General features: G+C 73.1%; 10 protein-coding genes. 5 read left to right on the top strand and 5 right to left on the bottom strand.

Going from position 1 to position 11266, the window contains the following annotated elements; translation table 11 throughout:
- Positions 1 to 29 precede the first annotated feature (29 nt).
- Positions 30 to 1136 (top strand): aminotransferase class V-fold PLP-dependent enzyme, encoded by a 1107-nt coding sequence (locus ACIBG7_RS09265; RefSeq protein WP_357935581.1) that lies wholly within the window; start codon positions 30 to 32, stop codon positions 1134 to 1136.
- Positions 1133 to 1378, top strand: coding sequence for a sulfurtransferase TusA family protein (locus ACIBG7_RS09260; RefSeq protein ID WP_357935578.1), 246 nt, complete (start codon positions 1133 to 1135; stop codon positions 1376 to 1378). Before ACIBG7_RS09265 ends, ACIBG7_RS09260 begins: the two co-directional genes overlap by 4 nt.
- On the opposite strand, the gene ACIBG7_RS09255 is transcribed toward ACIBG7_RS09260, so the two are convergent.
- Positions 1372 to 3570 carry a tetratricopeptide repeat protein gene (locus ACIBG7_RS09255; RefSeq protein ID WP_397335736.1) on the bottom strand — a complete coding sequence of 733 codons (2199 nt, stop codon included), beginning with the start codon at positions 3568 to 3570 and terminating at the stop codon, positions 1372 to 1374. The two genes, ACIBG7_RS09260 and ACIBG7_RS09255, sit on opposite strands and share 7 nt — an antisense overlap.
- Before the next feature lie 130 nt (positions 3571 to 3700).
- Between ACIBG7_RS09255 and ACIBG7_RS09250 the strand changes: the two genes are divergently transcribed.
- The gene (locus tag ACIBG7_RS09250; protein ID WP_397335735.1) at positions 3701 to 4120 is read left to right on the top strand and encodes a CBS domain-containing protein; all 420 of its coding nucleotides are present in this window, start codon (positions 3701 to 3703) and stop codon (positions 4118 to 4120) included.
- 64 nt (positions 4121 to 4184) lie between these two features.
- The gene (locus tag ACIBG7_RS09245) at positions 4185 to 5711 is read left to right on the top strand and encodes a protein kinase (RefSeq protein WP_357935569.1); all 1527 of its coding nucleotides are present in this window, start codon (positions 4185 to 4187) and stop codon (positions 5709 to 5711) included.
- A gap of 11 nt (positions 5712 to 5722) precedes the next feature.
- Here the strand turns inward: ACIBG7_RS09245 and ACIBG7_RS09240 are convergent, their stop codons facing one another.
- Positions 5723 to 6709, bottom strand: a complete 987-nt coding sequence (locus tag ACIBG7_RS09240) for a carbohydrate kinase family protein (RefSeq protein ID WP_357935567.1) — start codon at positions 6707 to 6709, stop codon at positions 5723 to 5725.
- Positions 6710 to 6833: 124 nt separating this feature from the next.
- Positions 6834 to 7187 (bottom strand): iron-sulfur cluster insertion protein ErpA, encoded by a 354-nt coding sequence (erpA, locus tag ACIBG7_RS09235; protein WP_357935564.1) that lies wholly within the window; start codon positions 7185 to 7187, stop codon positions 6834 to 6836.
- Between the two features lie 114 nt (positions 7188 to 7301).
- Between erpA and nadA the strand changes: the two genes are divergently transcribed.
- A complete protein-coding gene (gene nadA / locus ACIBG7_RS09230; protein WP_357935561.1) occupies positions 7302 to 8432 on the top strand; it encodes a quinolinate synthase NadA in 1131 nt (376 codons plus the stop codon).
- Positions 8433 to 8453: 21 nt separating this feature from the next.
- Here nadA and ACIBG7_RS09225 read toward each other — a convergent pair whose 3' ends face one another.
- Together ACIBG7_RS09225 and ACIBG7_RS09220 are read right to left on the bottom strand one after the other, a co-directional pair.
- Entirely contained in the window at positions 8454 to 9071 is a 618-nt protein-coding gene (locus ACIBG7_RS09225) for an SIMPL domain-containing protein (RefSeq protein WP_397335734.1), read from the bottom strand.
- Between the two features lie 37 nt (positions 9072 to 9108).
- Positions 9109 to 11259 carry a protein kinase gene (locus ACIBG7_RS09220; RefSeq protein ID WP_397335733.1) on the bottom strand — a complete coding sequence of 717 codons (2151 nt, stop codon included), beginning with the start codon at positions 11257 to 11259 and terminating at the stop codon, positions 9109 to 9111.
- Positions 11260 to 11266: the final 7 nt, after the last annotated feature.

Below are 11266 nucleotides of genomic sequence, written 5' to 3'. Positions count from 1 at the left end.
CGCGACCCCTCGATGGGACGATAACTATCGTGGCGTACTTCGACGCGGCCTCGACCGAGCCGCTGCACCCGGCGGCCCGAGAGGCCTATCTGTCCGCCCTCGGCGCGGGCTGGGCTGACCCGGCACGATTGTACGGCCCGGCCCGGCGGGCCCGGCTGCTCCTGGAGCAGTCTCGGGCGGAGATCGCCGAGCTGCTCGGCGCCCGTGCGGACGAGCTCTCCTTCCCATCATCCGGCACGCACGCCGTCCACCTGGGCATTCTCGGGGCGCTGGCGGGTCGCCGCCGGGTGGGTGAGCGCGTGGTGGCCTCCGCGGTCGAGCACTCCAGCGTCCTGCACGCCGCGCCAGAGGCGGCGCTCGTGCCGGTCTCGCTCACCGGCCGGGCCGACGTGGCCGCCTTCGCCGAGGCGGTCGCGGTCGAGGGCACCGCGCTGGCCTGCCTGCAGACGGCCAACCACGAGGTGGGCACCCTGCAGCCGGTCGCCGAGGTCGCCGAGGCGTGCCGGGCCGCCGGGGTGCCGCTGATGGTGGACGCCTGCGTCACCGCGGGCCGGCTGCCGATCCCGGCCGGGTGGTCGGTGCTGGCGGCCAGCGCGCACAAGTGGGGCGGGCCGGCGGGCGTCGGCGTGCTGGCGGTGCGCAAGGGCACCCGGTTCCGCTCGCCGTACCCGGAGGACGACCGGGGCCGCGTGCCCGGTTTCCCCGACGTCCCGGCGGTCGCCGCGGCGGCGGCGGCCCTGCGGGCGGTCAGCGCCGAGGCCGCCGCCGAGAACGCCCGCCTGGCCGGGCTGGTCGACCTCATCCGTGACCGGGTGCCGAAGCTCATTCCCGACGTCGAGGTCATCGGCGAGCCGGTGGAGCGGGCCCCGCACATCGTGACCTTTTCGTGTCTCTACGTGGACGGCGAGGCGCTGCTGACCGAGCTCGACCGGCTGGGGTTCGCCGTTTCGTCAGGCAGTTCGTGCACCGCTAGTACGCTACGACCATCGCACGTGCTGGAGGCGATGGGAGTGCTCACGCACGGCAACGTCCGGGTCTCGCTGCCCCGCGGGGCGAGCCGGGACGACGTCGAGCGTTTCCTGGCCTCGCTTCCCGAGGTGGTGCGCCGGATCCGCCTAGACGCAGGAGTTTCGTGAACGCTCCCGTAACGCCCGCCCTGACGATCGACGCGCTCGGCAAGAAGTGCCCGATCCCGATCATCATGCTCGCCGAGCAGATCAACGCTGTTCCGTTGAACGCGGTGGTCGCGGTGCTGGCCGACGATCCGGCGGCGTACACGGACGTGCCCGCGTGGTGCCGGCTGAAGTCGCACCCGCACGTCGGAACCTACGAGCTGCCGCAGGGCGGGTGGGCGATCCACGTGCGGCGCAACTACTGATCTTCCCCTGACGTACGGCGGGCCGCGGCCAAGGAGCCGTCCGGCGTACGGCGGGCCGCCGCCAGGGCGTCGCGGGCCTCGACGGTCGTGGGGTGGTCGGGCCCGTGCAGGGCCTCGTCGGCGCGCACCACGTGCTCGAGCAGGGCGATCGCCTCGGGCAGCCGGCCGGCCTGCTGGTAGGCCAGGGCCAGCTCGTGCCGGGTGATGACGGCCTCCGGATGGTCGTCGCCGAGTGCCCGCGTCTGTCCCTCCAGCACCTCCTCGTACAGCTCGATCGCCTCGTCCAGGTGCCCGGCGCGCTGGTGGGCGATGGCCAGGACGCCCTGGGTGGCGGCCCGGAGCCGGGGGTCGGCCAGGTCCTGCGCCAGGATCATCCGGAGGATGACGATCGCCACCTGCGGGCGGTCGGCCAGCGCGTGGGCGATCGCCAGGCTCGACCCGGCGGCCACGGTGAGCTCGTGCGTCTCCCCCAGCGTCCGGGCGCACTCGGGCAGCAGGCTCTCCATCATGGCGATCGCCTCGTCGTAGCGGCCGGCGTCGCGGTGGAGCTGGCCCAGGGTCACCCGGGCGAGCAGGGTGTCCGCGTGCGTGGGGCCCTGGGTGCGGGCGCGGGCCTCGGCGACGTCCTGGAGGATCGTGATCGCCTCGGTGAACCGGTGGGCCGACCAGTGGGCGCGCGCCAGGTTGTGCTTCGCGGTGAGCGTGGCCGGGTCGTCCGGTCCGTTCAGCCGTTCGCGGGCGGCCACCACCTGGGTGTAGAGGGGTTCCGCCCGCCGCCCGTCGTAGAGCTCGTTCAGGCAGAAGCCGGCGTGGTGCATGAGCTCGACGATCGGTTCGGCCGCCGCCGGGTCCTCGCGTAACGGCCGCGCGTGCTCCCACAGGGCCTGGCTCTGCTCGGCGACCATGAGCAGGTACGGCAGGCGGTGCCAGAGGTCGGCGTGGCCGAGCTCGAAGATCTCGTCCATGCGGCCGGCCGCCCGGCCGAGCAGGGCGGCGAGCGTGCCTTCCCGCTCGGCCCGCTCCCTGACCACCCGGCCGACCAGCCGGTGCACCAGCACCACGGAGCCGTCCCGGCTGAAGGAGGCCAGGCAGGTGCGGGCGAGGTCGGCGAGGGCGGGCCTGGCCTCCTCGCCGAGCAACGACACCTCGACGCCCGACGCCGACAGGACGGAGAGCTCGCCGAGGAGCCGGTGGGCCGGCTCGTCCAGGCCGGAGACCGCCCGGAGGATCGTCTGGGCGACCCCGCGTGGGTACGGCTCGCCCCTGGGCCGCTCCAGCGCCACCTCGACCGGGGTGGCGCGCAGCCGAGCCAGGTAGTCGTCGTACGCCAGCCGGGGCGGCCCGGCCAGGTCGGCGGCGGCGACGGACAGCGCCAGCGGCAGCCGGTCCACCTCCTCGGCGAGCCGCCGTGCCCCGCCCCGGTCGCCGGGGCCGACGCGTTCACGCAGGTAGGCGAGCGCCTCGGTCACGGTGAAGCGCTCGACGTCGACCAGCTCGGCCAGGTGCCCGAAGTCGCGGTCGTTGGTGGTGATCAGCACCCGGACCGCGCCGCTCGGCGGCAGCAGCGGGCCGACGAGGTCGGGGTCGGCCGCGTCGTCCAGCACCAGCAGGTACGGCTCGGCCCGGGCGGTCAGCCACTCGCGCACCCGCCGGACGGTCTCCTCCGGAGGGTCGCCCTCCCGCAGCAGGCCGAGCTCGTGGGCCATGAGGTCGACGCCGCTCTGGAACTGGCCGGGGGTCTCGGCGCCGAGCCAGGCGACCGGGCGGCCGGCGTCGAGGCTCTCGCGGGCGAGCGCGGCGGCCAGGTGGGTCTTGCCGACGCCCCTGGCGCCGGCCAGCGAGCACACCGCCGCCCGGCCGCCGGCGGCGAAGACGGCGTCGATGCGGGCGCGCAGGGCTTGACGCGGCTGAAAGGCCCTGGGAGCGCGGGGGACTTCACCGAGGCAGAGCGGCGGCCTGGCCACCGGTGCCATCGGCCGCGTGGAGGGCGCTGCGGGCGAGGTCTCGACAGGCTGGGGCGTCTCGCGCGAGGTCCACCAGCCCAGTACGAAGCCGAGCGGCGAGCCGACCAGGCCCACCAGGATGCCCACCCGGTCGAGGTCGGCCCCCAGCCGCTCGCCCAGCCCCCACACCACCGCACCGGCCACGCTGGGCAGCAGGGCGGCCAGGGCGATCTTCAACCAGCGCGGCATGTCCCGTCCTCTCCGGCCTCTCATCCCCGGCAACGCCTGCCGTACCGGAAAAGTGTCACAGGGTCGTGACAAGGCCAAACTGGGTACGAAGCGTCACGGAACAACGTCGACTTTCGGGGGGACAGACGACATGACCGGAACCGCACGGGATCTCATGAGCGAGGGTGTGGAGTGCATCCCGTTCCACGAGTCGCTCGACCGGGCCGCCCAGCTCATGCGTGAGCACAACGTGGGCGCGCTGCCGGTGTGCGGGCCCGACGACCGGATCCAGGGCATCATCACCGACCGCGACATCGTGGTGAAGTGCGTGGCGGCCGGCAAGGACGTCACGCGGGTCACCGCGGGCGAGCTGGCCACCGGCCTGGTGTGGGTGCCGGCGGACGCGACGGCCGAGGAGGCGCTGCAGCGGATGGAGGAGAACCAGATCCGGCGGCTGCCGGTGATGGACGGCGACCACCGCTGCATCGGGATGATCAGCGAGGCGGACCTGGCCCGGCACCTGCCCGACGACCAGCTCGCCGACTTCGTCCACCGGGTCTACGCGGGCTGACGCCGGCGATCACCGGCCCCCACCCCCTTACGGCGAGGCGGTGGGGGCGGGATACGATCTCGCGGTGATACAGGCCTCGCCGGTGATCTCGCAGTTGCTTCCCGACGACCCGGAGAGCGTGGCCGGGTACCGGCTGACGGGGCGGTTAGGGGCGGGCAGCCAGGGCACGGTGTTCGCGGCCCGCCGCGGCGACGGCGTGCTCGTGGCGCTGAAGGTGCTCGGGCCTCCGCTTCCCGGTGACCGCGAGCGGTTCTTCGACGAGGTGGCGCTCGCGCAGCGGGTGGCGCCGTTCTGCACCGCCCAGGTGCTCGACTTCGGGTTCGACGGGGCGCGGCCCTACATCGTCAGCGAGTTCGTGGACGGCCCGTCCCTGCAGCGGTCGGTGGGCGAGAGCGGGCCGCGCAGCGGGGGCGCGCTGCAGCGGCTGGCGGTCAACACCGCCACCGCGCTCGCGGCGATCCACGCGGCGGGCGTGGTGCACCGCGACTTCAAGCCGGGCAACGTCCTGCTGAGCCCGGACGGGCCGGTGGTCATCGACTTCGGCATCGCGCGGGCCGTGGACCTGGGGCGCTCGGCCGTACGCAGCCAGACGATCGGCACGCCCGCCTACATGGCGCCCGAGCTGTTCGCGCGCGAGGTGGCGGGGCCGGAGGCGGACCTGTTCTCCTGGGCGGCCACCATGGCCTTCGCCGCCACCGGCCGGCCGGCCTTCCCCGGCACGCAGATCCCGATGATCATGCACGCCATCGTGTACGGCGAGCCGGATCTCGGCCCGCTGGCCGGTCCGCTCCGGAGGCTCCTGGAGGAGTGCCTGGCCAAGGATCCGGCGAAACGCCCCACCTCGGCGGCGGTCGTCGAGCGGTTGCGCAGCCTGCCGGCGCCCGCCTGGCAGACGCAGCCGCCCGCCACGGGACCGGACCGGCGGCGGCGCCGTACCACCTGGGCCGGGGTGGCGGCGGTGCTGGTGGCCGCGGCGGCGGGGACCGGGTACGCGTTGTGGCCGGCCGGACAGGGTCAGGGCGCCACGGCCCTGTCGACGACGAGCCCGGTGGTGAGCCCGGTGATGAGCCCGGTGGCGAGCGCGCCGGTGAGCCCGATGCCGAGCGGGACGCCGGCGGTCACGCCCGGCACCGCCAAGAAGCCGCCCGGCCGCCGCGACCCGGCCAAGGGCACGGGCGCGAGCACCACCCCGACGGCCAGGCCGAAGCCCAGGAGCACGCCGCAGTCCACGCCGGCCCCGACCAGGGACGACCAGTCATCCCAGACGGGCACCAAGCCCTCGGCGCAGAACTCGCCCGTGCAGAAGCCGCCGGTCAGCAAACCACCGGCCACGAAGCCCGCCGAGGACCCGCCGCCCACCACGCAGCCGCAGAACGCGTCGGGCGGCCAGGTCACCTGGGACGACGCCCACGCCTACTGCCAGTCGCAGGGCGCCAGCTCGGCCGCCGGGTCGTGGTACAACCTGGCCTGCATGGGTTCGCCCGGCATGTACTTCGTCGAGAGCTCGGCGGTGTGCCGGTGGAAGTACCCGGGGACGGTGGCAGCCGCCCCCACGGGCATGAACGACGCGCTCACCTGCAAACCGGCCTGAGCGGTTCAGGCTCAGGCGTAGTGGCAGCGGACGTGCTCGGCCACCTCGGCCGCCGCCTCGGCGCCGTAGGCGGCCCCGAAACGCTCCAGGAAGGTCCGCTGCGACAGCTCGTACTCCTGGCCGCCCACGCGCTCCAGCACGTGCGTGGCGGTGAGGTTGCCGATCTGCGCGCACCGCTCCAGGGTCAGGCCCCAGCCGAGCCCGGCCAGGAAGCCGGCGCGGAAGGCGTCGCCGACCCCGGTCGGGTCGGCCTTGCCCAGCTCGGGGGCGGGCACGACGTGGATGGACGGCTCGCCCTTGCGGTCGATGCGCGCGCCCTTGGGGCCGAGCGTGGTGACGCGGACGCCGACGCGGTCGAGGACCTCCTCGTCGGACCAGCCGGTCTTCTGCTCGATGAGCCCCTTCTCGTAGTCGTTGGAGAACAGGTAGGCCGCGCCGTCGACGAGCTTGCGGATCTGCTCGTCGCCCATGCGGGCCAGCTGCTGGGAGGGGTCTGCGGCGAAGGGGATGCCCCGCTGGCGGCACTCGTCGGTGTGCCGGAGCATGGCGTCGGGGTCGTTCGGGCTCACCAGCACCAGGTCGAGCCCGCCGACGCGGTGAGCGATCGGGTCGAGCTCGATCAGCCGGGCCTCGGCCATCGCCCCGGTGTAGAACGAGGCGATCTGGTTGTGGTGCTCGTCGGTGGTGCACAGGAAGCGCGCGGTGTGGTGCACCTCGGAGGTGTGCACCGACTCGCAGTCGACGCCGTGGCGCTCCAGCCAGGAGCGGTAGTCGGCGAAGTCGTTGCCGACGGCGCCGACCAGGATCGGCGAAAGCCCCAGGCAGCCCATGCCGAAGGCGATGTTCGCCGCGCACCCGCCGCGACGGATCTGGAGCTCGTCGACCAGGAAGGACAGCGACACCCGGTCGAGCTGCTCGGCGATGAGCTGATCCCCGAAGCTGCCGGGGAAGGTCATCAGATGGTCGGTCGCGATGGAGCCGGTGACGGCGATGCGCACGGGATTCTTCTTCCTCGTTGTCTGCAGGCCAAGTTGAAGCCACACGAGGATATGCGAAGGCCCCGCACACGCCAACGTGGACGGGGCCTTCCGCGCCTTGGGGCCGCCGGGGCGGCCTTTCCGGCTAGTTGAACGAGTCGCCGCAGGCGCAGGAGCCGGTGGCGTTGGGGTTGTCGATGGTGAACCCCTGCTTCTCGATCGTGTCGACGAAGTCGATGGTGGCGCCCATCAGGTAGGGGGCGCTCATCCGGTCGGTGACCACGCCGACGCCGCCGAAGTCGGTGACGACGTCGCCGTCCATCGACCGGTCGTCGAAGAAGAGCTGGTACCGCAGGCCCGAACAGCCGCCCGGCTGCACGGCGACACGGAGCTGCAGACCCTCTTCACCCTGCTGCTCGAGCAGGCTCTTGACCTTGGCCGCGGCCGCGTCGGTCAGGTTCAGGCCCTGCGCCGTGGTCTCGCTGCTCTCAACCGTCATGTGCTGACTCCCGTTCTGAGGTCCTACTAAGACGCTACCAACACCGCGCCGATGCCACACATTCCCCGGGGTTGTAGACTCCATACTCGTCACTTCGACGATAAGGGGTTCGGCATGACGATTCCGCTGTTCATCCTGGGGCAGGACACCGATCGGCACAGCGAGAAGGGCGTCGACTGCCCGGGCGAGCTGCCCGCGGCCTCCGACCCCGGCCTGGTGGAACGCGCCCGCAAGGCCAAGGAGGCGCTCGGCGAGCGGGTGTTCGTGCTGGGCCACCACTACCAGCGTGACGAGGTCATCCAGTTCGCCGACGTGACCGGCGACTCCTTCAAGCTGGCGCAGCAGGCCGCGGCCCGGCCGGAGGCGGAGTTCATCGTCTTCTGCGGCGTGCACTTCATGGCCGAGTCGGCCGACATCCTGACCTCGCCGGCGCAGCGGGTGATCCTGCCCGACCTGGCGGCCGGGTGCTCGATGGCCGACATGGCCACCTTCGACCAGGTCGAGGAGGCGTGGGAGGCGCTGGAGGAGGCCGGCATCGCCGACGATGTGATTCCCATCACGTACATGAACTCCAGCGCCGACATCAAGGCCTTCTGCGGCCGGCACGGCGGCGCGGTGTGCACCTCCTCCAACGCCAAGCGGGCGCTGGAGTGGGCCTTCTCACAGAAGAAGCAGGTGCTCTTCCTGCCCGACCAGCACCTGGGCCGCAACACCGCGGTGCTGGAGATGGGCATGTCGCTGGACGACTGCGTCCTGTACAGCCCGCACCGGCCGCCGAAGGCCGAGGAACTGCGCGGCAAGAAGATGATCCTGTGGAAGGGCCACTGCTCGGTGCACGGCCGCTTCACGGCCGAGTCGGTCGACGACGTACGGCGCCGCGTCCCGGGCGTCAACGTGCTGGTGCACCCCGAGTGCCGGCACGAGGTGGTCAACAAGGCCGACTTCGTCGGCTCGACCGAGTACATCATCAAGAAGCTGGAGGCCGCCGAGCCTGGGACGAGCTGGGCCATCGGCACCGAGCTCAACCTGGTCAAGCGCCTGGCGCAGCAGTTCCCGGACAAGAACGTCTCGTTCCTGGACAAGACGGTCTGCTACTGCTCGACCATGAACCGCATCGACCTGCCGCACCTGGTGTGGGCGCTGGAGTCGCTGCTGCTGGGCGAGGTGCCGAACCAGATCACCGTGGACGAGGACACCGCCCACTGGGCGCGCGTCGCCCTCGACCGCATGCTCGCCCTGCCGTAACGAGGCTCTGCCGAAACCGGCTCAGTCGGCGAAGCCGTACACGACCCGGACGGTGACCGAGACGGTCTGCCGTCCGGGGCTCACGGAGCTCTTGGCGTCCATCGCCTCGGCCGCGGCCAGCAGCGGCTGGGGCGGCGCCGAGACCTCCTCGCTGACCGCGACGACGCGGCCCAGCGCCCGGCCGGCCAGCCCGGCGTACTGCGCGGCCTTGGCGGCGGCGTTGGCGAAGGCACGGGCACGGGCGGCCTCCAGCACCTGGTCCGGCTTGGAGACCTCGAACACCAGCCCGTTGAGCCGGATCTCCTCCCCCACCGCCGCCACGGCGTCGATGACCGCGTCGGCGCGGCTCAGGTCGCGCACGAGCGCCTCGACGCCCTGCGCGGCGCGGTAACCGGCCACCTTGGGGTAGGCCTCGTACTCGGGACCGAGGGACAGCTCGTTGGTGCGCAGGTCCTCCTCGGCGACGCCCGCCTCGCGCAGCGTGCGGGTCAGCCGGGCGGCGGCCTCCCTGCTGGCGGCGAAGGCCTCGCCGGGTCCGGCCTTGCGCACCTCCACCCCGGCCAGGAGCCGCATGAGGTCGGGGGCGGCCGAGATCGCGCCCTCGCCGACGACGGTGATCCGCTCGTCCGTGTGTTCCACGCTGGTGACCGTTTCCTGGGGAGAGCTCCGGAAACGTCTAGGGGGTGAAGCGGAAGCTCATCTTGCCGAACTCGGCCACCTTGGTGGTGGCGGCGAGCCTGCGCACCACCTTGCCGTTCAGATCGACCACGACCGCCTCGTAGCCGCCGAGCTTGGTCACCCAGCCGGCGATGTGCCGGTCGTCGTACCAGCCGATCAGCCGGGAGCTGGTGAACGGGATGGTGATCTTCTTCGCCGAGCCGGTCAGCGGCTGGGCGCAGACGGTGGTCGCCGACCGGTCGCAGTGCGACAGGAAGTGCGTGCGCGCGGGCGAGACGTCGTCGCCCTCGACCCAGACCGGGGAGCCGGCGTCGTCGAAGGTGCGGATCCGCTTGCCGCTCAGGTCGTGCAGCTGCATACGACCCCCGACCCAGGTGCCGACCGTGTCGTCGTCCACCCAGAAGAAGCGCCAGCCGTCGCCCTTGACCTCGAAGGCCCGGCTGGTGCGCCGCTCGGCGTCGACGAGCGCGAAGCCGTGGGTGACGCTGGTGCCGCCCTCGGCGCGGTAGAGGGTGAACAGGCCGAACCGGCCGTCCGGCGACCAGCGCGGGGTGGTCGGGTAGACGGGGGCGGCGCTGATCTTCGTGGAGTAGGTCTCGCCGCTGCGGACGTCGATCAGGGAGACCTGGGCGTACTTGTCGACGCTGTACTTCACCTCGGTGGCCAGGGCGCGGCTGCCGTCGGGGCTGGGCATGTACTCGAAGTAGCGCTCGTCCAGGTGGAAGGTGTCGCCCCGGCGGAGGTACATCCGCTTGCCGCCGTCCACGGTGTAGGAGGCCAGCTTGAGCGCGTCGCCGGGCTCCTCGGTCAGGGTGACCGCGGTGCCGGGCAACTGGCCGGCGGTGGTGGGGCTCGGGGTCGCCGTCGGGGTCGCGGTCGGTGTCGCGGTCGGGGTCGTTCGCTGGGAGGAGCGGGTGCCGGCGGTGGGCGTGGTGGTCCCCGCGGTGCCCTTCGTCGGGTCGGCGAGCTGGAGGCCGACGATCACCGCGGCCGCCAGCACCACGAGCGCGGCGGCCGTCGCCGCCACCGCCACCCACGGGCCCGACCGCCGCGGCCCGGCCGGCCGCGTCTGGCCGCCGGCCCCCTGGTAGGGCGGCCCCTGGTACGGCGGAGCGGCCTGGTGGGGGGCGGCCTGGTGGGGGGCGGGCTGGTGCGGCGGGGCGGCGTGCTGGAGCGGAGCGGCTTGATACAGCGGGTTGGCGGGCATCCCGTGCGGCTGCGGCGTGGCGGGCATCGCGTGCGGAGGCAGGGACTGCGGCTGAGACTGCGGCTGGGAGTGGGGCTGGGCGGGGTGGCCGGTGGCGGCGGCGCTGCCCTGGGCGAGCAGCACCGGTGCGGGCGAGGCCGCCCCGCCGCCGAGCAACCGCATGAGGGCCTGGCTCGCGGTGGGCCGCCGGGCGGGATCCTTGGCCAGGCAGTCCCCCACCAGCGCCCGCAACGCCGGATCCTCCAGCACCGACAGATCCGCGTCCGCCGACATGATCCGGTGGAAGAGCGCCGGCAGGCTGTCCGCCGCGAACGGCAGGTGCCCGGAGGCGGCGTAGAGCAACGTGCAGCCCCAGGCGAACATGTCCGCCGCCGGCCCCGGCTGCCCCTCCGTGAGCTGCTCGGGCGCCATGAAGGACGGCGTCCCGATCGCCGAGGCGGTGAGGGAGGAGGTCAGGTCGAGCGCCCGCGCGATCCCGAAGTCGATCACCCGCGGCCCGTCGGCGGCCAGCACCACGTTGGACGGCTTGAAGTCGCGGTGCACGATCCCGGCCTGGTGGATGGCGACCAGGGCGGTCACCGTGCCGACCGCCAGCCGGTGCAGAGAGGAGCCGGTGCGCGGCCCCTCGGTCCTGACCACCTCCGACAGCGTCGGCCCCGGCACGTACTCGCTCACGATGAACGGCCGCTCGCCCAGCAGCCCGGTCTCGATGACCTGCGCGGTGCAGAAGGGCGCGACGCGCCGCGCGAGCGAGACCTCGCGCACGAAGCGCTGGGAGGCCTCGCTGTCGCCGGCCAGGTCGGCCCGCATCAGCTTGATCGCCACCTTGGCCCCGGCGCGGCTCTGCCCGAGGTACACGGTGCCCTGCCCGCCCTCGCCCAGGCGCGCGGTCAGGGCGTACTCCCCCACCCAGGCGGGATCTCCTGACCGTAAGTCCAGCATGCCCCTA

It is taken from the genome of Nonomuraea sp. NPDC050328 (genome assembly GCF_044459405.1).
In the GTDB taxonomy this organism is placed as follows: Bacteria; Actinomycetota; Actinomycetes; order Streptosporangiales; family Streptosporangiaceae; genus Nonomuraea.
The sequence above is the reverse complement of the archived record's forward strand: the minus strand, read 5'-3'. Positions and strand labels throughout refer to the sequence as shown.

Excerpts from the sequence above, each read along its gene's own strand:
- ACIBG7_RS09255 (WP_397335736.1), bottom strand. The coding sequence starts at position 3,570 with ATGCCGCGCTGGTTGAAGATCGCCCTGGCCGCCCTGCTGCCCAGCGTG.
- ACIBG7_RS09250 (WP_397335735.1), top strand. The coding sequence starts at position 3,701 with ATGACCGGAACCGCACGGGATCTCATGAGCGAGGGTGTGGAGTGCATC.
- erpA (WP_357935564.1), bottom strand. The coding sequence starts at position 7,187 with ATGACGGTTGAGAGCAGCGAGACCACGGCGCAGGGCCTGAACCTGACC.
- nadA (WP_357935561.1), top strand. The coding sequence starts at position 7,302 with ATGACGATTCCGCTGTTCATCCTGGGGCAGGACACCGATCGGCACAGC.
- ACIBG7_RS09220 (WP_397335733.1), bottom strand. The coding sequence starts at position 11,259 with ATGCTGGACTTACGGTCAGGAGATCCCGCCTGGGTGGGGGAGTACGCC.